23 protein-coding genes and 1 tRNA gene are annotated in these 23228 nt (G+C 59.3%); 8 read left to right on the forward strand and 16 right to left on the reverse strand.

Going from position 1 to position 23228, the window contains the following annotated elements; all coding sequences use genetic code 11:
• Positions 1-16: 16 nt before the first annotated feature.
• A complete protein-coding gene (locus CU103_RS02245; protein ID WP_106662269.1) occupies positions 17-985 on the reverse strand; it encodes a complex I NDUFA9 subunit family protein in 969 nt (322 codons plus the stop codon).
• A 127-nt stretch (positions 986-1112) separates the two neighbouring features.
• On the reverse strand, positions 1113-2129 hold the full coding sequence (locus tag CU103_RS02250; protein WP_106662622.1) for a LacI family DNA-binding transcriptional regulator: 1017 nt from the start codon (positions 2127-2129) through the stop codon (positions 1113-1115).
• A gap of 568 nt (positions 2130-2697) precedes the next feature.
• Here CU103_RS02250 and CU103_RS02255 point away from each other — a divergent pair.
• Positions 2698-3285: a hypothetical protein gene (locus tag CU103_RS02255; protein WP_106662270.1), complete on the forward strand. Its 588-nt coding sequence runs from the start codon at positions 2698-2700 to the stop codon at positions 3283-3285.
• 99 nt (positions 3286-3384) lie between these two features.
• Here the strand turns inward: CU103_RS02255 and rpsA are convergent, their stop codons facing one another.
• The 4 genes from rpsA to aroA form a co-directional block, all read right to left on the reverse strand.
• Positions 3385-5085 (reverse strand): 30S ribosomal protein S1, encoded by a 1701-nt coding sequence (gene rpsA / locus CU103_RS02260; protein WP_106662271.1) that lies wholly within the window; start codon positions 5083-5085, stop codon positions 3385-3387.
• A 137-nt stretch (positions 5086-5222) separates the two neighbouring features.
• The gene (gene cmk / locus CU103_RS31920; protein ID WP_245448576.1) at positions 5223-5852 is read right to left on the reverse strand and encodes a (d)CMP kinase; all 630 of its coding nucleotides are present in this window, start codon (positions 5850-5852) and stop codon (positions 5223-5225) included.
• Between the two features lie 351 nt (positions 5853-6203).
• Complete coding sequence (locus CU103_RS02270; RefSeq protein WP_106662273.1) at positions 6204-6566, reverse strand: hypothetical protein; 363 nt, start codon at positions 6564-6566, stop codon at positions 6204-6206.
• Between the two features lie 9 nt (positions 6567-6575).
• The gene (gene aroA / locus CU103_RS02275; RefSeq protein ID WP_106662274.1) at positions 6576-7931 is read right to left on the reverse strand and encodes a 3-phosphoshikimate 1-carboxyvinyltransferase; all 1356 of its coding nucleotides are present in this window, start codon (positions 7929-7931) and stop codon (positions 6576-6578) included.
• Positions 7932-8159: 228 nt separating this feature from the next.
• Between aroA and CU103_RS02280 the strand changes: the two genes are divergently transcribed.
• Together CU103_RS02280 and CU103_RS02285 are read left to right on the forward strand one after the other, a co-directional pair.
• On the forward strand, positions 8160-8546 hold the full coding sequence (locus CU103_RS02280; protein ID WP_106662623.1) for a TIGR02300 family protein: 387 nt from the start codon (positions 8160-8162) through the stop codon (positions 8544-8546).
• 193 nt (positions 8547-8739) lie between these two features.
• Positions 8740-8815 (forward strand) — tRNA-Ala (locus CU103_RS02285).
• Positions 8816-8866: 51 nt separating this feature from the next.
• Here the strand turns inward: CU103_RS02285 and CU103_RS02290 are convergent.
• Together CU103_RS02290 and CU103_RS02295 are read right to left on the reverse strand one after the other, a co-directional pair.
• On the reverse strand, positions 8867-9193 hold the full coding sequence (locus tag CU103_RS02290) for a hypothetical protein (protein ID WP_106662275.1): 327 nt from the start codon (positions 9191-9193) through the stop codon (positions 8867-8869).
• Between the two features lie 132 nt (positions 9194-9325).
• On the reverse strand, positions 9326-10099 hold the full coding sequence (locus CU103_RS02295; protein ID WP_245448548.1) for an NIPSNAP family protein: 774 nt from the start codon (positions 10097-10099) through the stop codon (positions 9326-9328).
• Positions 10100-10196: 97 nt separating this feature from the next.
• Here CU103_RS02295 and CU103_RS02300 point away from each other — a divergent pair, with 97 nt between their 5' ends.
• Positions 10197-10805 carry a TetR/AcrR family transcriptional regulator gene (locus CU103_RS02300; RefSeq protein ID WP_106662277.1) on the forward strand — a complete coding sequence of 203 codons (609 nt, stop codon included), beginning with the start codon at positions 10197-10199 and terminating at the stop codon, positions 10803-10805.
• Here the strand turns inward: CU103_RS02300 and CU103_RS02305 are convergent.
• The gene (locus CU103_RS02305; protein ID WP_106662278.1) at positions 10802-11707 is read right to left on the reverse strand and encodes a LysR family transcriptional regulator; all 906 of its coding nucleotides are present in this window, start codon (positions 11705-11707) and stop codon (positions 10802-10804) included. The two genes, CU103_RS02300 and CU103_RS02305, sit on opposite strands and share 4 nt — an antisense overlap.
• A 126-nt stretch (positions 11708-11833) precedes the next feature.
• Here CU103_RS02305 and CU103_RS02310 point away from each other — a divergent pair, with 126 nt between their 5' ends.
• Both CU103_RS02310 and CU103_RS02315 read left to right on the forward strand, forming a co-directional pair.
• Complete coding sequence (locus CU103_RS02310; RefSeq protein WP_106662279.1) at positions 11834-12574, forward strand: SDR family oxidoreductase; 741 nt, start codon at positions 11834-11836, stop codon at positions 12572-12574.
• 40 nt (positions 12575-12614) lie between these two features.
• Positions 12615-13517: an SDR family oxidoreductase gene (locus tag CU103_RS02315; protein ID WP_210203703.1), complete on the forward strand. Its 903-nt coding sequence runs from the start codon at positions 12615-12617 to the stop codon at positions 13515-13517.
• Between the two features lie 75 nt (positions 13518-13592).
• On the opposite strand, the gene CU103_RS02320 is transcribed toward CU103_RS02315, so the two are convergent.
• Positions 13593-15479: a peptidoglycan L,D-endopeptidase MepK gene (locus tag CU103_RS02320; RefSeq protein ID WP_245448550.1), complete on the reverse strand. Its 1887-nt coding sequence runs from the start codon at positions 15477-15479 to the stop codon at positions 13593-13595.
• 379 nt (positions 15480-15858) lie between these two features.
• Here CU103_RS02320 and CU103_RS02325 point away from each other — a divergent pair, with 379 nt between their 5' ends.
• Complete coding sequence (locus CU103_RS02325) at positions 15859-16809, forward strand: DMT family transporter (RefSeq protein WP_106662281.1); 951 nt, start codon at positions 15859-15861, stop codon at positions 16807-16809.
• A gap of 18 nt (positions 16810-16827) precedes the next feature.
• Here the strand turns inward: CU103_RS02325 and CU103_RS02330 are convergent, their stop codons facing one another.
• The 4 genes from CU103_RS02330 to CU103_RS02345 all read right to left on the reverse strand — a co-directional run bounded on the left by CU103_RS02330 (position 16828) and on the right by CU103_RS02345 (position 18382).
• On the reverse strand, positions 16828-17301 hold the full coding sequence (locus tag CU103_RS02330; protein ID WP_106662282.1) for an SRPBCC family protein: 474 nt from the start codon (positions 17299-17301) through the stop codon (positions 16828-16830).
• Between the two features lie 4 nt (positions 17302-17305).
• On the reverse strand, positions 17306-17638 hold the full coding sequence (locus tag CU103_RS02335; protein ID WP_106662283.1) for an ArsR/SmtB family transcription factor: 333 nt from the start codon (positions 17636-17638) through the stop codon (positions 17306-17308).
• A 62-nt stretch (positions 17639-17700) separates the two neighbouring features.
• On the reverse strand, positions 17701-17895 hold the full coding sequence (locus CU103_RS02340) for a glutathione S-transferase (protein WP_106662284.1): 195 nt from the start codon (positions 17893-17895) through the stop codon (positions 17701-17703).
• 25 nt (positions 17896-17920) lie between these two features.
• On the reverse strand, positions 17921-18382 hold the full coding sequence (locus CU103_RS02345; RefSeq protein ID WP_106662285.1) for an OsmC family protein: 462 nt from the start codon (positions 18380-18382) through the stop codon (positions 17921-17923).
• A gap of 106 nt (positions 18383-18488) precedes the next feature.
• Between CU103_RS02345 and CU103_RS02350 the strand changes: the two genes are divergently transcribed.
• Positions 18489-19271 carry an SDR family oxidoreductase gene (locus CU103_RS02350; RefSeq protein WP_106662625.1) on the forward strand — a complete coding sequence of 261 codons (783 nt, stop codon included), beginning with the start codon at positions 18489-18491 and terminating at the stop codon, positions 19269-19271.
• A 362-nt stretch (positions 19272-19633) separates the two neighbouring features.
• Here the strand turns inward: CU103_RS02350 and CU103_RS02355 are convergent, their stop codons facing one another.
• Together CU103_RS02355 and CU103_RS02360 are read right to left on the reverse strand one after the other, a co-directional pair.
• Positions 19634-20320, reverse strand: a complete 687-nt coding sequence (locus tag CU103_RS02355) for a response regulator (protein ID WP_106662286.1) — start codon at positions 20318-20320, stop codon at positions 19634-19636.
• Positions 20317-22995, reverse strand: a complete 2679-nt coding sequence (locus CU103_RS02360) for a sensor histidine kinase (RefSeq protein WP_106662287.1) — start codon at positions 22993-22995, stop codon at positions 20317-20319. Before CU103_RS02360 ends, CU103_RS02355 begins: the two co-directional genes overlap by 4 nt.
• Positions 22996-23228: the final 233 nt, after the last annotated feature.

Here is a 23228-nt window from a genome sequence, read left to right on the forward strand (position 1 = left end):
GCACCGTGGTCGAGACTCAAACAGGCGTCTGGCTGGAATATTGCCCGTGAACGCGGAAGCGCCAGAGATAGGATGGCAGGATCGTTTCGATCGTCTGCGGATGGATACCGAGACCCTCAAGTGTCCGATTTTCTGATTTGGCCGCTTCGGAAACCACATTGTCGCGCTGCAGGAGAATGACCTGATCCTTGGTCAGAAGCGGCTTTGGCAGGTAGCTGAGTATCGTGCCCTGGATTCTGGCGACCCAGAACGGGATTGGCATGAACAGGCGCTTGCGGCCGATAACACGCAGCATAGCTTCGAGGCATTGCTTGAAAGTGAGCACTTCGCCGCCGCCGAGCTCATAAATCTGGCCGCTCTTCAACGTACCGTCGACGGACCGCGCAAACACTTCGGCAACGTCGCCGACATAGACCGGCTGAAATTTGGTCGTGCCGCCGCCAATCAGCGGCAGAAACGGCGAAACGCGTGCCATTCCGGCGAATTTGTTGAAGAAATTGTCTTCCGGGCCGAAAACGATCGACGGCCGGATAATGACGGCATCGGGCAGGATGCTGCGCACAGCGGCCTCGGCGCGGCCCTTGGTGCTGGCATAGGCCGAACGGGAATGGGGATCAGCGCCGAGGGCCGACATGTGGGTTAAAGGCACACCGGCTGCGCGGGCTGCTTCGGCGACGGCGCGCGCACCGAAATCATGCACGGTGCCGAATTTCTGTTTGCCGCTCTCGAACAGCAGTCCGACGAGGTTGATGACGTGGTCGGAACCGGCGACAGCGCGATCCACCGAGTCGCGATAGCGAAGGTTTGCCTGAACGGCCTGGATCTGGCCGACACCGCCCAGCGGCTGCAGATGGAAGGCGAGATCCGGACGGCGCACGGCAACGCGAACGCGGTAACCGCGCTTGGTCAGCGCACGAACCACATGACGACCAATGAAACCGGAGCCTCCGAAAACGGTGACGAGTTTTGGCTTTGTGATTGTCATCGAGCTCTCCTGTGGCATCCATCCGGCATCCGCATGTTCCCATGCTGTTTAATGCCTTTTGCTGCTGGCGCAAAGGGTTGTCAAAGCCCAAATTTCGCGGCGCGTTGCCGCGCTGCCCGCCATCCGGTCAGGCAGACATGCGCAGCTTGATTTCGGCGTTCAGGAGAATGCGCGAATTCGCCGGCAGTTCGGTTTTCGAATCCTGGTTTTCGCCAAGTTTGTCGAACAGCAGCTCGATCGCCAGCCGCCCGATCTCGTTGTAGTTTTGTGCGACAGTCGTTAGCGGAGGGCACATGTAGCGTGACAGCGGCTGGTCATCATGGCCTGCAATCCGGATATCGCAACCCTCTCCCCTGCCGACCTTCAGCCCGGCCTGGTAAACGGCCGATAAAACGCCATAGGCGAGGCGGTCATTGGCGCAGAGCACGGTCCTGGTGGGGAAGCCGCCTTCCCGCAGTATCTGCACGGTTGCGTCGAAGGCGAATTTCTCGAATTCCCAGTTGGCATGAGCTTCGGGGACCAGGAAGCGCGGCTCCAGGTTGAGGTCCTCCATGGCCTCACTATAGGCTTCGCGGCGCTCGAGCGCGTTGCTGTTGACCGGTGTCATGCCAAAATAGCAGGGTTCGTCGCCGGACCGGGTCAGGTAATCGATAATGAGCTTGAAACTTTGCCGGTTGTTGGTGCCGACGAATGGCGATGTCGCATCAAGCGGTGAATCGACATAGATGACCGGGATCGCCTCGCCAAGCTTGGCGAGTTTTTCATGTAACGATTGTACGCCAAGCGGCGCGATGATGGCGCCGGCGATGTTCATGGACTTGAACGTCTCGAGTGCGCGTTCCTCAAGCTCGGGCTTGCCATCGGAACTGAGCACAAAAGCCAGATACCCGGCCTGTTCGGCAATGCCCTCAATGCGCCGTGTCAGTGCCATGTAGAACGGGTCGGTGGAATTCGGAACGATCAGTCCCAGGATATTGCTGCGGCGGCGATTGAGGTTGACGGCGAAGATATTCGGGCGGAAGCCAGACTGCTTGACGGCCGCCTCGATGATCTCACGCGTCGTCTTGCGCACCGAATTGGGATCGTTGAAATACTTCGATACTGTCGGGCGGGACAGTCCGACAAATACGGAGAAATCCTCCATTGTCTTGATCGGCTTTTTCACCGTTGCATTCCCTTTACGATCGATTTGCAGTTTTCATTTAACGCCGTGCGACCCCGAATATGCGGGCAAACCAAACTGTCATCATTGCTGAAAAATGTGACGGCGCAATACATCTCCTGATTGACATGTGTCGCCCCCTCTTGGTTGAAAATTTGCAGAGTCCCTCACATGCGTCAAGATTTTAGTTCGTCTGGACAAACTCTATAAGTCATTGGTCGTGGACGCGATTTATCCTGCGGAAATACCGTACGTCCTATTGATTAGCAAAATCGGCACGATAGTTCCGGGCCGCCCCATCCGGTCCCGCCAGAATCAACGGGCCGTCAATTCTACCCGTTAAGCCATTTCTACGTATTTTGACACAATTTTACACACGTAAACGTGTGCTGGCTTGTGAGGCACCGATGGATAAACATCGGCCTCGCCACACTCCGCGTGGATTGTTCCGCCATCCGGGAAACAGAACTGCTATCCAAACAAGAATGGCTCAAATAGCATGACCGCGTCCTGATTGCCGCCGCCCGGCAACAACGATGAGGAGTGCGCAATGGAAGGCGGTATTCCAAACCCCGAAGTTTTCACCCATGTCCGGGTGATCATCGGTATTATTCTGGGCCTGAGCGTTTCGCGCCTGCTCACCGGCATCGCCCGAATAATCCAGCATCCCCAGCGTAAGAATATCTATGCGGTGCATCTTGGCTGGGTGTTGTTCACGTTTCTCACGGTCGTGCATTTCTGGTGGTTCGAATTCTATCTTCACGAGCTGGTTCTGTGGAAATTCGAGGTCTATCTCTTCGTCATTTTCTTCGCCAGTCTGCACTTTCTCGCCTGCGGAATGCTGTTTCCGGACAGTATGGAAGGCTATTCCGGTTATGAAGACTATTTCATGTCGCGAAGAGCCTGGTTCTTCGGGATCATCATAACGATCTTCGTCATTGATTTCCTCGACACGGCAATGAAGGGCATGGAGCATTTCCGCTCTCTGGGGGCGGAGTATCCCTCGCGCAACCTGTTCCTGATCGCGCTTTGCGGGTTGGGCATCTATGTTCGCCGGCCAAGGACACAGCTTGTGCTCGTTGCCCTCGCGCTGGTCACACAGATTGCATTCATACTGATCCAGTTCGACACGATCTGAGCGACCCTCGATAGCTGCTGTAAATCGTCAAAAGTCCCTAAAGAAAAAACCCGCCGGTTTGCACCGGCGGGTTTCAGGTATTCGAAGGCCGGAAAGAACTTAGTTCTTTTCCTGCTTCTTCAGAGCGGCACCCAGGATGTCGCCGAGCGAAGCGCCGCTGTCGGTCGAACCGTACTGGGCAACAGCTTCCTTCTCTTCGGCGATTTCCAGCGCCTTGATCGAGACCTGCAGCTTGCGGGTCTTCTTGTCGAAGGCGATGACGCGGGCGTCCACCTTCTGACCGACCGTGAAGCGCTCCGGACGCTGTTCGTCGCGATCGCGTGACAGGTCAGCACGGCGGATGAAGGTGTCGAGGTCGTGATCGACCAGACGCACTTCGAGGCCGCCATCGGTGATTGCCGTGACTTCAACGGTCACAACGGCGTTCTTGCGCAGTTCACCAGAAGTTGCGGCTTCACCGACCTTGTCGCCGGTCAGCTGCTTGATGCCGAGCGAGATGCGTTCCTTCTCGACGTCAACATCGAGAACCTGCGCCTTCACGACGTCACCCTTGTTGTACTCTTCGATGACCTGTTCGCCTGGACGGTTCCAGTCGAGGTCGGAGAGGTGAACCATGCCGTCCACATCGCCATCGAGACCAATGAACAGGCCGAATTCGGTCTTGTTCTTGACTTCGCCTTCGACGATCGTGCCGACAGGGAACTTGTCTGCGAAGGTCGTCCATGGGTTGTCGAGCGTCTGCTTGAGACCGAGGGAGATACGGCGCTTGACCGGATCCACTTCGAGAACAACGACTTCGACTTCCTGCGTGGTCGAGAGCAGCTTGCCGGGATGCACGTTCTTCTTTGTCCAGGACATTTCGGAAACGTGGATCAGGCCTTCGATGCCTGGCTCGATCTCGACGAATGCACCATAGTCGGTGATGTTCGTGACGGTACCGCTGATCTTTTTGCCGATCGGGTACTTCGCACCGATACCATCCCACGGATCGCTTTCGAGCTGCTTCATGCCGAGCGAAATACGATGTGTTTCCTGGTTGATGCGGATGATCTGAACCTTGACCGTCTGGCCAATGGACAGGATTTCCGACGGATGGTTGACGCGGCGCCATGCCATGTCGGTCACGTGCAGAAGACCATCGATGCCGCCGAGATCAACGAACGCACCGTAATCGGTGATGTTCTTGACGACGCCTTCAACGACCTGACCCTCTTCGAGGTTCTGGACGATTTCAGAGCGCTGTTCAGCACGGCTCTCTTCAAGAACGGTACGGCGCGAGACAACGATGTTGCCGCGACGCTTGTCCATCTTGAGGATTTCGAAAGGCTGCGGGTTGTGCATCAGCGGGGTTACGTCGCGGATCGGACGGATGTCGACCTGCGAACGCGGCAGGAAGGCTACGGCGCCGTCGAGATCGACGGTGAAGCCACCCTTGACCTGATTGAAGATGACACCATCGACGCGTTCGCCGCGGTTGAACTTCTCTTCAAGACGGACCCAGCTCTCTTCGCGGCGCGCTTTTTCACGTGACAGAACGGCTTCGCCGAGGGCGTTTTCGATGCGCTCGACATAGACTTCAACGAGATCGCCCGGCTTGAGCGAACCGTCCTTGGCTTTCGCGCCGAATTCCTTCAGCGGAACGCGGCCTTCAACCTTGAGGCCGGCGTCGATGATCGCCATGTCTTTTTCGATGGCGACGATACGGCCCTTGACGACATAACCTTCAGCAAGGTCATTGGTGGCGAAGGACTCGGCGAGAAGAGCTTCAAAATCTTCGCGCGTTGGATTGGCTTGAGACATACATACTCCTGGCGTGTCCGGATAGGGCATCGGACACAGCACCGGTGGTTCGTGTTTCGGATCATCTGCATGCCAACCCGCCCTTTGAAGGGCAATCCGGTGCATGGGCTGGCGGCAAATGTTTATTGCTTGCTAGTCTAATGCGTGTTCTTGGCCAATGCCTGGTCAATCAGGGTTTTGGCATTAAGAAACGCGGTCTCTATATCCATTTCCGTCGTATCTAGCAAGTGCGCGTCGGCGGCGGGCTTCAGGGGCGAGTCCGTGCGGCCCATGTCGCGGGCGTCGCGACGGGTCAGATCCTGCAGAATCTCTTCATAATTGGCGCCGCCGCCATTGGACTTGATCTCTTCGTAGCGCCGCCTGGCGCGGGCCTCGGGCGAGGCAGTAATATAGAGCTTCACCGGCGCATCGGGACAGACGACGGTTCCGATGTCGCGGCCATCGAGTACGGCGCCGGGCGGGCGCGTGGCAAATCCCTGCTGCGCGGCGACCAGTGCGCGGCGCACCGCCGGCATGACTGCAACCCTCGAAGCCGCCTCACCGACATCATGGGCGGAAAGCACCGTCCGGTCGAGTTTGGACAGGTCGACGGACCGCGCCGCCTTCTCGGCGAGAAATTCATCGTCGAGCGGCATGTTCTGGTCCATCAGCGCCTTGGCGACAGCGCGGTAGGTCAGCCCGGTATCAAGATGATGATAACCGTAGGCTTCCGCAATGCGGCGGGCGAGTGTGCCCTTGCCGGAGGCCGCAGGACCATCGATGGCAATGGTAAAGTGGGTCTGCGGCGTCGGTTGATCCTTCTCGTCCCGGTCGAAGAGCCACTGTCCGAGCGCGAACAGAAGATAGGCAGCGGCCAGGACCAATGTGATGACCGGCGTGATGCCAATGCTGACGAAGGCGAAGCCGCCGAGTGTCGTGAGGATCGATTCCAGCCAGCCGGGCAGGACAGTGGCAAGGTTTTGCAGCAGAGAATCGATGGCAAAAATCAGCACGAACTGGAAGACGAACAGCCAGAACAGCAGTGCAAACAGACCGAAGCGGACTCTGAGCCCAAAACGTTCGATCGCATAGGGAACGGCAACGACGACAAACGATGTCAGCAGAAAAAACATCAGTCCCTAGCCCTCTCGCTCATGAACCCTGGCCCTCTTGCCCATGATAAAGCCTATGCCGTACCCGGCAATCGACCCGAACGCCGGCGGCAGCAGCAGAAACTGATAGGGCATCCATGCGCTGGTGCCCACCGCCTCTGCATTCAGTGCACCGGATTTTGCGCTTTCAGAGACGTTCCACGCATAGAGGAAGATCAGCAGCAAAGGAAGCAGCACCCGCATGATCGTGCTGGTTTTGCCCGGCCATGGCCGTGGTGCCTTGCTGGCGATGGTTCCCGTATAGGCGCTCCGTCCTGCCCAGACGATGAATGGCACGCTGGACATCGTATACAGGAAATACACGGTGAGAACCGGAACCAGCGCGCTCATGATATGCTATCAGCTTGCCGCGCCGTGTTCGGAAATCTCCGCGCCCATCCCCGCCATCATGTCCATGAACTCTGGAAAGCTGGTGGCGATCATGGTCGAATCGTCGACGCTGACAGGCTTTTCCGCCGCCAGGCCCATGACGAGAAAGCTCATGGCAATGCGATGGTCGAGATGGGTCTCGACAGTACCGCCGCCAATGCCCTTGCCATCCGGGCGGCCGCGAACGCTCAGGGTCTCCGGACCTTCCGTGCAATCGACGCCATTGGCCTTCAATCCATCGGCAACGGCGGACAGGCGGTCCGATTCCTTGACGCGCAGCTCTCCGAGCCCGTTCATCACCGTTTCGCCCGTGGCAAAGCTCGCGGCCACGGCCAAGACCGGATACTCGTCGATCATCGATGGCGCGCGATCTGCAGGCACATTGACGCCCTTGAGCTCCGACGCACGGACGCGCAGATCGGCCACATCCTCGCCGCCGGCAAGACGGGCATTGAGGATCCCGATACTGGCGCCCATTTCCTGCAATGTCAGGATCAGGCCGGTGCGCGTCGGGTTCATCAGCACATTGCGAATGGTGATATCGGAGCCAGGCACCAGCAATGCCGCCACCAGCGGGAATGCTGTGGAAGAGGGATCGCCCGGCACGTCGATCGTCTGGCCCGTGAGCCTGCCCTGTCCTTCGATGCGGATATGGCGGACATTATCCTTGTCCGTTTCGACGGAAAGATTGGCGCCAAAGCCCTGCAGCATCTTTTCGGTATGGTCGCGCGTCATTACCGGTTCGATGACCGTCGTGATGCCCGGCGCATTGAGGCCGGCGAGCAACACGGCGGACTTGACCTGCGCCGAGGCCATGGGCACACGGTAGGTAATGGGGGCGGCAACCTTCGGCCCGCGCAGTGTCAATGGCATGCGGTCACCCTCGGCGGCCGTAACCTGGACGCCCATTTCGCGCAAGGGATCGAGCACGCGGCCCATGGGCCGCTTCGACAGCGACGCATCGCCAACGAACGTGGTTTCCATGGCATAGGTCCCGACAAGGCCCATGGTCAGGCGTGCGCCGGTGCCGGCATTGCCGAAATCGAGCGGCGCCTCCGGCTGCAGCAGGCAGCCATTGCCGGTTCCCTGGATGATCCAGACATTGCCGTCCTTGCTGATTCTGGCGCCCATCGCCTGCATGGCGCGGCCGGTATTGATCACGTCCTCGCCCTCGAGCAGGCCCGTGATGCGCGTCTCGCCGGAAGCAAGGCCGCCAAACATGAAGGAGCGATGCGAAATCGATTTATCGCCGGGAATGCGGATATCGCCGGAGAGCGCCCTGGAACGGCGGGCGGTGGCGGGTTTTGGCAGCGCTGAGTGGGACATGGGCAGGGTCAATCGCATTAAAAGGTGGTCATCGGGATGCGGGGGCGTTGGTAACACAGCTTGCCGGTGCGGTCATCTTGCAATTGCAAGCTTTTTCGCTTTGACAAATGCGCTGAATTGCGTTTATGGGACCTCAAATCCATTTGATGAGTACTTGCATAAACGGCTGGTCGATGAGAGACCTGAATGTTAGCCGAATGCAGGCGCAGCCAAAAGACGAGGCAAAACGTGGCAAATCCAAAACTTGGCACCAAGCGAGTTGACCCGGAAACCGGGCAGAAATTCTACGATCTGAACCGCGATCCGATCGTTTCACCCTATACGGGCAAGAGCTATCCGCTCAGCTACTTCGATTCGACTGCCGGCTCGGCGCGCGAAGAAGAGGAAGAGGTCGAGACCGAAGAGCTGGACGTTGCTCTGGAGAAGCCCGAATTCGTCGCACTTGAGGATGCCGATGGCGACGTCGACAGCGACGTGCCGGATATTGGTGACGATGATGTCGAGGTCGATGACGCCGACGACGATGACACCTTCCTCGCCACTGACGAAGAAGACGAAGACGACGACGTCACCGACATTCTCGGCGGCGGTATCGGCGACGACGACGAGAATTGAGCCTGAACGGCGCGTGGTCCCCGGATCGTGCGCCGAATAATCCTGTTCGCTGAAAATAACCCGCGAACGGGACTTGATCTTCACGGCGGCGGGAGATATGTACCCGCCAACTTCGGATAAGCGGGGCAAGGTTCCAGACCTTGCCGCACAGTTTGCCGGTTTACCCGGTCCGGCCATTTCGGCCGATTGGAATGGGGCCATAGCTCAGCTGGGAGAGCGCTTGCATGGCATGCAAGAGGTCAGCGGTTCGATCCCGCTTGGCTCCACCAACCTACAAAAATCAATCGCCTGGAAAAGAAAAATCCGTGTCTCGGCCGGGTTCACACCTTATACCGTTCATGCCGCTCAAACCCCAAAGGCCGGGCAGTACCTGTTGCCTTGTATAGGCCATTCCCTTCATGGTCGCTTCCAATGAGCACCCGAAGCGATTTTCCGTCATCTATGCTGTCGATGACGTCATCGATCGCCAGTTTGATCGCTCTCAGCGTCTTTTTGACGTTGCGCCGAAAGTCGGGCTGGCTCCTGTCGCGCGCGTAGAGATCGATTGTGACGCTATCGTCTGACACGCCAATATCGCGGATGAGGACCACGGTTTCCAAAGTTGCGTCCGCGGCGAAGGCAGTCCAGGGGTTTTCATCGAGTTGCATGGCCGTTCCTCCTTCCTGAAAAGCTACTCCCGGGAAGAACGAGCCGCAACTGGGCTATGCGGCCGCCCTCGCGCAGGAACCCGGGATCGAAGTATCGCATCAAGCGGACGTGTGGACAGAACAGGACGTCTCCTACCTCAACAACGATCTCGCTGTCGGCGCCAACCGCGCAATGACCGGCGGGGCGACGAGATAGTGCGAAAGCTGCTCCTTGGCGGAGAGCCAAGCGGAATTGCCGGCGAGGGCGCTGGTGAAATCGGCATGGGCGGCGGCGTTGTCGAATCGCGAGAAGACAACAACGACATTCTCTCCGAGGCGAACAGGCAGGCGCGGGAAGGTGTTTTCACCATGCTCGGAGGCGAAGAGGCCGATGCGGTCCTCGCCCGCTGCCTGAAGAACCGGCCACAGCGTTTCGCCATAAAAGGCCAGGAAGCCCGCTTCGGCGGCCAACGCGAGCTTGTAGGTCACCGCCTGGAAGATCGCGGGCGACTGATGGTTGGCGTTGCGGCCCGGCCGTTCGGCCGGAAGCATGAAGCCGTCCGCCTCTTCCGCTGGATGCAGCAGCAGGACATCGTCCGAATCGATCATCGTGGCGTTGGCGGTATTTCGGTGCACGCCCCAGACTGGGCCGTCATAGAAGGCGGTCAGCGCGGCGCGGCGGGCATGCATGTCATCGAACCCGCGCAACCAGACAAAGGCGTCAGGATCGTCCATATCGCGGAACTGGCCGATGATCTTCATGCCGCAGGATTCCTGGCCTTCCAGAAAATACGCGTCGAACACCGCGATCAGACCGTCACGGCGCCCGGGGTGCAGCGTGTAACGGCGCAATTCCGCAATCGGGCTGTAGCGGCGGGTTTCGCTGGCTGGCGCAATGCCGGTCTGCGGGGCGGTTACATGCATCATATCCTCCATATGAAAAACAAACGGGTCGTCCTGTTTTAAATAAGACCGGTTGTCCTGTTTTGTCAATTTGATATTCTGTGGCGAGGCGAGGTGAACGATGACTGACGACAACCATCCGGTTAAGCCCAAACGCATCAACAATCCGCAGGCCATGCGCTCGCGGATTCTCGATGTGGCTGCGGATCTGTTCCAGCGGTATGGCTACAACGCGACGAGCGTGCACGACGTTGTGCGCGGCGCGGCGGCAACCGGGGGTGCATTGCATCACCACTTCGCCACCAAGAAAGCACTTGGCCTTGCCGTCATTGCCGAAAGAGTGGCGCCTGAAGTCGATGCGACGGCAATACGGCCCATAGCCACCGCTTCCTCGGCAGCGGCGGGTATTCGCAATGTATTCAACGGCGTGGCCGATACGCTGGAGCGCAATCGCGCTGTAACGGGCTGTCCTCTCAACAATCTTGCCCTGGAACTGTCGCTGGCGGATGCGGATTTTCGCGAAGCCGTGAATGGCGTCTTCGAGCGGTGGCGGCTGGCCCTTTCGCTTCGCTTGCACTCCGACAGGCCGGAGATGGATTTATCGCGGGCCCACGATCTCGCCACGCTGATCGTCGCAAGCTATTCCGGTGCCATGGCGATGGCCAAAGCCAGCCAGAGCGCCGAGCCGCTGCGGGCATGCGCTGTGCAGCTTGAAACACTGTTGGGCTAAGTTGCCACCCGCCCCTGAGCCTGCGCAAAAATCCCGGTGAGCCAATCGGCGAAAACGCGCACGCGGGATGAGAGCTGGCGGTTTTGCGGGTAGAGCACCGAGACACTCATCGGCGGAGGCGGGCAATCCGGCAATATGACGCGCAGCTTGCCTTCCGCCAGCTCGGCCGCGATGCGGTAGCGCGGCACCTGGATGAAGCCAAGGCCGGCGACCGCCGAGGCCGTATAGACATCGGCGCCTGTTATCGCGACGAGTCCCGGCAGCGTCACCAGTTTCAGGCCTTCACTGGTGTTGAATTCGAGCGGGTAGGGCCGGCCGGTCGTGCTCGACACATAGTTGACCGCGAGATGTCCGGAAAAATCTTTCCAGTGCTTCGGTTCGCCGTTTCGTGCGAGATATTCGGGACTGGCGCAGGTGACCTGCTCCATCTGCGCAACCCGGCGTCCGACCATGGATGAATCCTGCAGATCACCGGCGCGCAGCACGCAGTCTATGCCTTCACGCACGAGATCAACCAGACGGTCGCCCTCGCCAATGCTGAGTTCAAGTGCCGGATAGCGCGCAAGGAAGGCGGGAAGTGCAGGAATGACGAAATGCCGGGCAAGGGTGCCCTGCAGGTTGACGCGCAGCAGGCCCTTCGGCGCAACATCGCGAAACGAGCCCTCCGCCTCGTCCAGATCGGCAAGGAGCCGCAGACAGCGATTGTAATAGGCTTCGCCGTCAAGCGTCGGGTTAACCTGACGCGTCGTCCGGTCGAGTAGCCGCGCGCCCAGGCGCTCTTCCATACGCTGCATCGCATTGGTGACGGTGGCGCGGGGTATGCGCAGATCTCCGGCGGCTTTGGTGAAGCTGCGCCGCTCGACGATCCGCACAAAGATCTGCATCTCCTGAAAGCGATCCATCGGTCAAACCCGCCTGATCGATTGTTAGCAAAAATCGAATAGTCATGCCGGGAATTGGATAATTATCCGCAATTTTGTTTGGAGCATAGTGCGGTCATTGTCAACACGGACACGGAGTTCAGAACAATGACACAGGCTCAACAGCAAGTTGCCATCGTAACCGGCGCTGCTCGCGGCATAGGTGCCGCCATCGCACGGCGCCTTGCCTCAGACGGTTTTGCCGTCGTGATCAACTATGCCAGCAGCTCGGCGGAGGCCGACGTGCTGGCCGGAGAACTCGAGAGCGCCGGCCACAGGGCCATAGCAGTCAAGGCGGATGTATCGAGGCCGGACGATGTCCGCGCCATGATCGAAACCGCGGAAGCCACACTCGGCAAGATCGACGTTCTCGTCAACAATGCCGGCATCATGAAGGTCATGCCGCTGGCGGAGACGAGTGACGCGGTCTTCGCACAGACATTCGCAATCAACGTGCAGGGCACGTTCAACACATTGCGCGAAGCTGCAACGCGCATGAACAATGGCGGGCGGATCGTCAATTTCTCCACGTCGGTCGTTGGCACCAACCTGCCCGGCTATGCGATCTATGCCGGTACCAAGGCGGCGGTCGAGACCTTCACCCGCGTCTTCGCGAAGGAACTGCGCGGCCGCAATATCACCGTCAATGCGGTGGCTCCCGGCCCGATTGCCACGGAGCTTTTCCTCACTGGCAAGAGCGATGAGTTGATCCAGCAGTTCAGCAAGGCCGCGCCGCTCGAACGTCTCGGCCAGCCTGAAGACATCGCCAATGTCATCTCGTTCCTCGCCGGTCCGGACGGCGGCTGGGTCAACGGCCAGATCCTGCGGGCCAATGGCGGCCTCGTCTGAAAACCCTCCTCGAACCGCAAAAGTTCAAAGAAGGAACAGGATCATGAAATCAGTTGTTCTCGTTACCGGCGCCGGAACCGGCATTGGCAAGCTCACCGCCGAGGCCCTCGCTGAAGCCGGTCATGCCGTTTACGCCAGCATGCGAGACCTGGATGGCCGCAATGAGCAGCGTGCCGGCGAGATGCGCGCTTGGGCCAAGGCCAGGAATGCCGATCTCCGCCCGCTCGAACTCGACGTCCTGTCGCAAGAATCTGCGGACGCTGCAGTCGCAACCATCGTCAGCGAGCAGGGTCGTCTCGATGTCGTCATGCAGAATGCTGGCCATCTGGTCATCGGCCCGACCGAAGCCTTCACGCCGGAGGAAATCGCCAGGGTTTTCGATATCAATGTCCTTGGTGCACAGCGGGTCAACCGGGCAGCCCTGCCGCAGTTGCGGGCGCAGGAATCCGGCCTCATGCTTTGGATCAGCAGCACGACAACCAAGGGGGGCTTTCCTCCCTTCATGGGTCCCTATGCTGCAGCAAAGGCGGCGATGGATTCGCTCGCCATTACCTTGTCCTACGAACTTGCGCGCTTCGGCATCGAGACCTCGATAGTGGTTCCGGGTGCCTTCACCAGGGGAACATCGCATTTCCCGACAGCCGGCAAACCCGCCGACGAGGGGCGCGCCGCGGCCTATGATCGCTATGACGGGATCATGGACCAGGTGGGCGAACGGCTGAGCGCGCTGACACCTGACGACGCGGATCCGAAGGCTGTGGCGGATGAAATTGTGCGTATCGTCGGTCTGCCAGCGGGTTCGCGCCCGGCCCGCTCGATCGTCGACTTCGTCGGCGATGGCGCCAGCGAGGTCATTGAGCTTGCCGAAGAAGTGAGGATTGATTTTGCCCGCCGCATCGGTATCGCCGATCTGCTACAGGCGAAAGTGATGCGCAAGGCGTAGAGCAACAACAGAACCTGTCGTTGAAGAACAATACCGGCGGCTCCTGCCTGAGCCGCCGGTATCGCCATTGATTGGTTACATGCCGCTGGTGGGGTTGAACTTGGCGATCTGCATGAATGTGACGGCCTTGCCGCTGAATTTGTTGGCATTCGCCACCGGCAGCACCGGCTGGAATCCTGCCGTGTAGACAGTCGTCGGCGCCTTGCGCATCGAGCTGTTACGCAGGACCGCGGGTACCACAGCAGGCGCCGTCTCCGCGACCTGCTCGGAAGAAAGGGCCCGATCCGGAATTTCGGAGGCCGCCTGGATGACTTTGGGGCTCTGGCCCTGCACGACCTGACGGTGCGGCTTTGCTTTCTTCGCCGTCGTCATTACGCCGCTGTCGAGCATGGCAGCCGGATCGCCCTTGGCTTCGAGCATGGTCCGGCGCAAGGATGGCTGCGGCCCGGTCGAAGCTACCTGCACGTGCTGTTCGGGTTGTAGACGTCCTCCGGACGTTCCAGTCACGGTCGGCAGCGGTTCCGCGGCGGCGACAGCTTCGCCGTGCTCGGCATCCGACTGTGCGATGATCGCTTCCGGCGTCAGGCTCTCGTCTGGAACCGCAATGACGTCCCCGACCTCGGTTGCTGGGTCAGGTGCGGCAACGGGGCGTTGGCTGGGGACAACCGATGCAACCATCATGTCGTTGCGCTTGGGCTTGTCGAAGGGGACGGGCACGAGCGCATTGGCCATCTCAGGCTGTGACTGGGAAGGCGCGGTATTCGGATCGTCGACATTGGCGGCGATCAGATCGCGGATCGCACCGGCACTATCCTGCGGACGGGGAGCGGGCACGGCTACCGCCGCATCGTTCTGGGCCAGCGCATTGAGCGTGGGCGCATCAAGTGCGGATGGCGCATCCGGGGCCGGTGTCGGCGTGTAGTCAGGACGGCGCAGAGGTACGGGTATGGCGAAGGCGAGCGCTGCATTGTCTTCAGCGGTAAGCTCGACCGGGGCCTCAGGGCGTGGCGCGGTCAGGAGTTCAGGGGCATTACGCGCCGGAAGTTCGGGCGCGATCGTTTGCGGTTGCGCACGCGCTGTGGTTGGCGCTGGTGCTTGCACAGGAGCCGGTGCTGGCGCGGGCAACGCCGCTGCCGGGGCGGCCCCTTCGCCGGATTCCTCCGCTACCGGCGCAGGTCTCGCGGCAACACTGCGCGACGGCTTCGCGGCGGATGCTACAGCAACTGAGCTTTCGCTGGTATCTTCTTCTTCATCGGCGCCGCCACCAAAGAGAATACCGAAGAGTGTCTTGCCGCTGCGTCCCGAACGCGAGGACGAACTGGCGATCTGGATCGAGCCGCCACTGCGTTTGCGCGATTCGTATGCGGCGACCGCCTGCTCATAGCCAGGCAATGGCTTGCCGTCGGACGGAACGTGAATTGTCTTGCCGTCCGGGAACACGGTCAGCAATTCCCTGCGGCTCAAGCGCGGCCAGTGACGGACATTGCCGACATCGGTATGGATGAACGGCGAACCGGACCGTGGATAGTAGCCGACGCCGCCCGCCTCGAAGCGTAAAGCCGTGTTGCGAAGTGTCGCAAGTTTCACGCCCGGCAGATACCAGTCCATCGCCTTGCCGAGCATGTGCTGGCTTTTCCGGGCGACCCCGCGCGAACGCGAACGCAGCATGGAATTCGTGGCGGGGGAACGATAGGCGGAAACGACGTGAATATAATCCCGGCCGCCAGCCTTGGTATAGACTTGCCAGACCAGATCGAACAGGCGGGGATCCATCTTGGTTGGTTCATTGCGGCGCCAATCGCGCAGGAAGCGGTTAAGCTTGTTCAAACCGTCCTGCTGGTAGCGGCCATTCCTCTTGAAGGTGATTTCAGCACGTTCGTTGGTATGAACAAAATAGAGTCTCAGTGTCCGGGTTTCGGCGAAAGCGCCGGCGGAGGAAAACAACATCGATACAAAGATCATGAGGGGACCCAACCAGCGGGCACTTAGAAGGGAAATCCCTTTCAATCTGCCGCTCTGCGCATGACTCATGTTTGACAATGTCGTTCCAATCCTGACCGTTTTCCAACCCCCGAATAGCCGGACTATCCGATTTATTGGTTAATGACCACTTTATCGATGCGCAAAAGCATCAGGTTTGAATGTCAATGAATGCGTCCCCAACGACGGCAATCTACCTAAAAGGACAATTTCAAGTCGAGATTATGGCTGAAATTGCAGATAGTTGAGCAGGAAAAGCGATTTATGAACTGTTTTTGCTGTTCTTTGCATTTTTCGACTGGATCGGGACAAGAAAATACCTCAAAGCAAACCCAAAGCAGCCTGCTCCAGGAAACGCCCGATGACCGCCATTCCGGCAAGCATTTCGAATACCGCCGCAGCATCGGCGGCGCGTAACGGTGTGTTGCTGATGCTGCTCGGCATGCTGATGTTCGCGTTGAATGACGTGATGGGCAAATGGCTGGTGTCGACCTATTCGGTCGGACAGGTGGTTTTCATTCGCAGTGTCGCGGCATTGATCGTGCTGGCGCCCTTCATCTGGTTCAATGGGCCGGAAAAGATCGTGCAAGTGGACCGGCCCCAGCTGCAGGCGATCCGCGTCATCCTTTCCACAGCGGAAGTCTTCGCTTTCTATTTCGCGGTCGTCTATCTGCCGCTTGCCGATGTCATGACCTACTGGCTGGCCGCCCCGATCTATGTCGCTGCGATCTCGCCGTTCTTGTTGAAGGAACCGGTTGGCTGGCGGCGCTGGAGTGCGATCGTCGCCGGTTTTGCCGGCGTCGTCATCGCCCTGGAACCGTCTTCGCAGGCTCTGACGCCGCAAGCTGTCATTTCCATCCTCGGGAGCATGGCCTTTGCTTTCATGCTCGTGCTGGGCCGGACGCTGCGCGGCACGCCGGATACGACGCTGGTGTTCTGGCAGATCGTTGGCGCCGGACTTGCCGGTCTGGTTTGGGTGGGTTTCGAATGGACGCCAGTGAGCCCGCGCGATCTTATTCTGTTGGGCCTGCTCGGGGTTGTGGCGATGCTCGCGCATGTGCTGGTCAACAGGGCGTTGAAGCTGGCGGATGCCGCGACGGTGGCGCCGCTGCAATATACGCTGCTCTTCTGGGCAATCCTGTTCGGCTGGCTGGTCTTCGGCGACGTGCCGCGCCTGTCGATGCTGGCCGGCTCCGGCTTCATCGTCGCATCGGGTCTCTTCATCTTCTTCCGCGAACAGCAGCTGAAGCGTCAGGGCCGTATCAAAACGCCCGCAGAGACGGTCGTTGCGGGCTCAGGCGACAGCGTCTGAACCCCGCAGCGCATCTGCTCAGGCGTTGACCGGCGCGCCGGTCAGGGATGCACCCAGTGCGTCGAGCAGGTCTTCTGTCCCTCTCCTGCGCTGTGAGGGATCGTCGAATTCGTCGAGATAGGCGCCTTGCTCGGTGAGTTTGAACCTTGTGCCGCTGCCTTCCGGCGTCAGCTCGATCGTTGCCAGCGAAACGGAGATCCGCTTGTCGCCAATATGCATGTCGTAGCTGTAGACGATACGTTCGTTCTCGATAATGTCTTGATAGATCGCGTCAAACCGGTGGCTTGGGCCTTCGGCCGGCGCGACGCTGTTGGTCTCGCGTCCGCCGACGCGAAAATCCATCTCATGATGGTTGGTTCCCCATTCCGGAGGTCCAACGAACCATTTTTCCTTGGCCTGCTTGTCGCTCAACGCAAAGAAGACCCGCGCAGGTGCCGCCGGATAGCTGCGTTCGATGACGAACGTGTCGTGCACAACAGATCTTTTGGTCATTGGTCTACCCTTTTTTCTGTTCGGCGAGAAAGTCGCCCAGCCTGTCAAGGCGCAGCTCCCAATTCTTCCGCCGGTCCATGATCCAATCCTCGGCCGTTTGCAACGCTGCCCAATCGATATGGCAGGTACGCACACGTCCGACCTTCTCCGATCGCACAAGGCCGCTCGCTTCCAGAACCTGCAGATGCTGCACCACCGCCGGAAGGGACATGGTCAGCGGCTTGGCAAGTTCACTGACCGAAGCCGGTCCGCGACTCAACCTTTCCACCATGGTCCGCCGTGAAGGATCCGCGAGGGCCTGGAACATCAGATCAAGTGGAGTTTGTTGGTTAAGCATGTACTTAAGTATATTTATCCGAGGGAATTGTCAATCGCCTTGGCACCGTGTGCCACCAGCGCCTAAACCGCTTCGTGCCGGGTGTGTGCAAGCGCGGCCTCGAAGTGGCTGACAGCCTTCTCGAATTTATCGCGGCAGCCGGGATTGCAGAAGCCGACGACTGCGCCGTTGTAGAGGGTGAGGCTATCCTCCCTGATGGGGTCGCCTGACCACGGACACGTGGTGTTGACCGCATCGCTTAGCTTGAGTTCAGACATTTCGTTTCCTCCTTATCCGGTTGGTTCAAACCGCCTCCACCGTGATTTCAGTAAGAACGGAATTGGCGATGAAACACTGTTCATGCGCGTCATGGTGCATGTGTTCTTCGGTCATGCGATCGGGCGCAGCGCCGGCATAGGTCACTTGCGGTTTCAGGGTTACCCGGCTGACATAGAGTTTGCCGCTGTCATTCTTGGCCAGTTCGCCTTCGGCCGCGTCCCGGTATTCGTCGATCACAAAACCTTTCTTCGCCGCACCGGACAGAAAGAACAGCATATGGCAGCTTGAGATCGAAGCGACGTAGGCCTCTTCCGGATCGACATTCTCCGGGGTGGAAAATGGCACGCGGACAATATGCGGGGAAGAGGAGGCCGGTACTTCGGCACCGCCGTCGAACTGCCAGATATGCGCGCGGCTGTATTTGTTGTCGATGAAGGCTGTGCCTTCCGGCCGCGTCCACAGGACCGTCGCTCCGAATGTCGTCATGTTGCTCATTCCCGACTCTATTGTGCTGATTTGATCAACCGGAGCTTGTCAAAGCGTAGTGGAATTGTCGATAACAGAGCTCGACAAAAGAATCGGCGAGGACATCATGGATCTGGGTATCAAGGGTAAGCGGGCCATCGTCTGCGCGAGTTCAAAAGGGCTTGGCCGCGGTGTTGCGGAGAAACTGGCGGAAGCCGGCGTTGATCTCACGCTCAACGCACGCACCGAGGAGACGCTGCGCGAGACCGCGAGTGAGATTGCCGGCAAATACGGGGTCAGGGTGCAGATCGTCGCCGAAGATGTGACCACGGAAGCCGGACGCCAGGCACTTCTCATGGCAGAGCCCCAGCCGGACATCCTGATCAACAATGCAGGCGGTCCGCCTGCCGGTTTCTGGTCGGATTGGGGCGAGGAAGAATGGCTGAAAGCGATCAACAATAATATGCTGACACCGATCCTTTTGATGAACGCCATCTTGCCGGGCATGATCGAACGCAAATGGGGACGCGTGGTCAATATCACGTCGGGTTCGGTCAAATCACCGATCGCCCAGCTAGGGCTCTCCAATGCTGCTCGCAGCGGGCTGACCGGCTTTGTCGCCGGAACCGCGCGGCAGGTGGCGAAACACGGTGTGATCATCAACAATCTTTTGCCGGGATCGCACGATACGGATCGCACCAAGGGCTTCATCGAACGGACCGCGACAGCAAAGGGCATTTCGATCGCGGAGGCACGGGCCGACGCCCATGCGGAAAATCCGACCGGACGTTATGGGACGGCGGAAGAGTTCGGCGCGGCCGCGGCATTCCTGTGCAGTCAGTATTCGGGCTTTATTGTCGGCCAGAACCTGTTGCTCGACGGCGGGGCGTTCAACTCGACGCTGGGGTAGGCGGGTCGTTGACAACTTATACTTAGTTCTCAATTGACGTTACTCGACCAACCCGACAGTTTATTGGGATGGGTATCAGCGAGCATCCAATACAAGGCAGCATAGTGAGAGTCCATTACGGCGCTTTACCAGATGAGTTGTTCAAACTCGTTAGGCGATGTGCGCTTCGTGGTTTGGGGTTCTCAGCCTTGACAAGCATCTGTGAGGGCCCATTTTTGTGGAGTTTGCGGCTCTGCTCATGTCATCCGCGTCTAAGACCCTACCAAGGGCCACCGGTCAGCATAGACGAAACCAAGTCTGATGGTCGGTGCCGAGTTAAACAAGGCCCCGCTTCGGCGGGGTTTTTGTTTACGCAACACTCCTCACTCCGCGATAAAACGATAGCCGACGCCAGCTTCGGTGCGGATGAATTGCGGATTGTTCGCGTCGTCCTCGATCTTGGCGCGAAGCTGACCGACGAAGACCCGCAAATATTGCAGATCTTCCACATGCGCACCGCCCCAGACCGAGGCAAGAAGCTGGCGATGCGTCACGACCATGCCAGCGTGGAGGACGAGATGCACCAGTAACTGGTATTCCTTGCGGGTGAGGTGCACTTCCTCGCCGTTCCGCGTGACAATGCGCTTGGCCATGTCCACGACAAGTCCATTGGCTTCGAAGCGCGACGGCACGCTCGTACCGGCTGCCTTCTGGCGAAGCGCGCTGCGGACACGCGCCAGCAGCTCACCGATGCCGAATGGCTTCTCGACATAATCATTGGCGCCAAGATCGAGTGAGACAATCTTTTCCGTCTCGCGGTCCCGCGCCGACAGGACGATGATGGGCACTTCGGAAAATGCCCGCACAGTCTCGATGACGTCCTTGCCGTCCTTGTCGGGGAGGCCAAGGTCGAGAATGACCAGATCGGGCGCGCTGGTAGCGATCAAACGCTCCGCTTCGGCACCGGTGGATGCCAGGATGACCTCATAACCCGAGGCGGTGAGTGCCGGGTTGAGAAAGCGCTGGATCTGCGGTTCGTCATCGACGACGAGGATACGATGTTGGTTCATGCCGCCTCGCCCGTGGGGTTGGCACGCGGGAGCCGGACGATAAACCGGGTTCCGCGCTTGCGGATGGCAGGGCTTTCCGCCTTGATTGTCCCGCCCATGGACTCGACGAAACCACGGGCAATCGAGAGCCCCAGTCCCGTACCGGCCGCGCGGCCGTCACCTTTGACACGCCGGTAGAATTTGTCGAAAATCTTGTCGAGATCCTTGGGTGGAATACCCTTGCCCTGGTCGGTCACGCTGATCGCTACTTCCGTATCTTCCTGCCTTGCATAGATGGCAATTGGACCATCTCCAGCATATTTCGCGGCGTTGTCGAGCAGGTTGAACAGGACCTGGCCGAGCAGGGACGGATCGCCATTGACGGCCGGAAGATCGGGAGCGATGCTGATCTCGATGGCAATTTCCGGCTTCAGTTTCTTCATGCGCTCGATCGACGAGACGATGACCTCAGCGGCATCAATCGGAACGTTCTTGACCTTGAGTGTTCCGGCTTCGATGCGGGTCATATCGAAGAGATTGGCAACAAAACGGGTGAGGCGCCCTGCCTCTTCCTCTATGGAAAGCAGCAGATCGTCGCGGCCGTCCGGTTTGATGCGATCACCGAGCTGACGCAAGGTGGTGACGGCACCTGTAATCGATGCAAGCGGCGTCCTCAGATCGTGCGACAGGGAAGAGAACAGCGCCGTGTGGAGTTTCTCGCTTTCCTGCAGGGCTGTAGTCTTGGCATTTTCACGCACGAGCTGCGCGCGGTCGATGGCAATGGCTGTCTGATCAAGGATCGCGATAAGCATCCGATCTTCGTTCTCGGTCAGCGGCGGACGATCCTGCATGAACAGGCCCAGGACGCCTGCCACACCATGCGATGTGAGAATGGGCAGAAACTGCCAGTCGATCAGCGGCAATGTCGCCGTATCGTGGCCCGCGCGTTCATTCTTTTCGAACGCCCAGCGAACGGCCGTCATATCCGTGCCATCGAGTGTCAGGTCTGGCGGCCAGGCAGTCTGCGTCGACAGGTCTCCATCGCCGGGCAACAGGATGGTAACGCCCGTGCCAAAGGTCGAATGCAGCTGTGTAGCGGTCGAAAACAGGACGTCGTCGAGCCGGGCCGTACCGGAGAGCTTGCGCGAGAATTCATAAAGCGCCTGCGTATTCTTCGCCTGATTGCGCGAACGGGCAACCTGATCGCGCAAGCGGCCGGCAAGATCGCCGATCATCAGGGCAACAGCAAGAAATATCACCAGGGAGAACAGCTGATGTGGCTTGGCGATGCTTAAGTCGTGCAGCGGTTCGAGGAAAAAGAAATTGTAAAAAACAAAAGACAGGCCCGCGGCAATGACGGCAGAAAGCCGGCCGCTGATCATCGCCGAGAGGATCACGGCGACAAGGAACAGCATGGAAAGATTCTGGGTGTGAACGATATCGCTGACGCCGAGGCCGAGCAGTGTCGTCATACCAGTGGTTATGACGGGGATCGCAATTGCCGCCGCAAGCTCACGCCGCGACCGCTTGCGCATGGAAGGCGGCTTATAGGCGCCACCCTGTTCTTCACCCGTGACGATATGAACGCCGATATCGGTAAAGCGCTTGATGATCTCGTCGGGCAGGGAACGCCGGAAGGGATTGGCAAATCGCCGGGATTTGGGGCGCCCGACAACAATCTGGGTGACGTTCTCCCGCCGTGCGATACGGAAGATTTCCTCGACAAAGTCTTGCGCGATCACACGGCGCGTTTCCGCGCCGAGACGCTCGGCGAGATCAAGCAGTTCGTCGATGCGTTTGCTGGTCTCCGCACCGGCGTCACTGGTCTGCGTGAGCGAAACCACCAGCCAGCGGGCATTCAGCCCTGAAGCCAGGCGGCTTGCGGTGCGAACGACCTTGTCGGACAGACTGTCGGGACCAACGCAAACCAGCAGGCGCTCGCCCGTCGCCCAAGGCCCCTCTATCGCACTCTGCCGCAACAGATCGATCATCTGGTCATCGACACGATCGGCGGTGCGCCGCAACGCCAGTTCGCGCAGAGCAGTCAGATTGGCCGGCTTGAAGAAGCCTTCGGCCGCCCGCTCGGCGTTGCCGGGCAAATAGACCTTGCCCTCTTTCAACCGTTCAATGAGTTCCGCCGGCGGGAGATCGACAAGCAGGACCTCATCTGCCCGCTTGAGGACCGTGTCCGGCACGATCTCGCGCACGGTGACGCCGGTAATGCTGGTGACGAGATCGCTCAGGCTTTCCAGATGCTGGACGTTCATCGCGGTCCAGACGTCGATGCCCTGCCAAAGCAATTCCTCGATATCCTGATAGCGCTTGGGATGACGACTGCCGGGTACATTGGTGTGGGCGAGCTCGTCGACGACGAGCGTTTTCGGTTTGCGGGCTATTGCCGCATCGATATCGAATTCTTCCAGCGCCCGGTCACGGTAGGTGACCCGCCTGCGGGGCACCACTTCGAGCCCGTCGAGCAACTTCGCCGTCTCGGCGCGGCCATGGGTTTCCGCGATGCCGATGACGATATCCTCGCCATCCTCTTTCAGGCGGCGTGCGCGCAACAGCATCGCATAGGTCTTGCCGACGCCGGGCGCCGCACCCAGAAATACAGTCAGCTTGCCGCGCGTTTCACGGGCGGTAAGTTCGAGCAATTTATCGGGATCTGGTCGATTTCTTTGACCGTGATCGGCCATGGACGCCTCAAGTTGTTCATACCGCCGGCCGATATCCGGCCGGGCGAGAACGTTTAGCCCAGCTTGGCCGCAAATGCCAAGGGCGGATCGGTATCGTTGCCGAATTCACCGCTCGCATCAAGCTGCGACAGCGCATCTATTGACGGAAGGGGGCTTCCTATGAAAAGTCCAGCACGATTGTCGCGCCGCGCATCCTTCGGGACGCGCAAAGGGCGCCGTACACACTCTAATAT

It is taken from the genome of Phyllobacterium sophorae (assembly GCF_003010965.1).
GTDB classification, from domain to species: Bacteria; Pseudomonadota; Alphaproteobacteria; order Rhizobiales; family Rhizobiaceae; genus Phyllobacterium; species Phyllobacterium sophorae.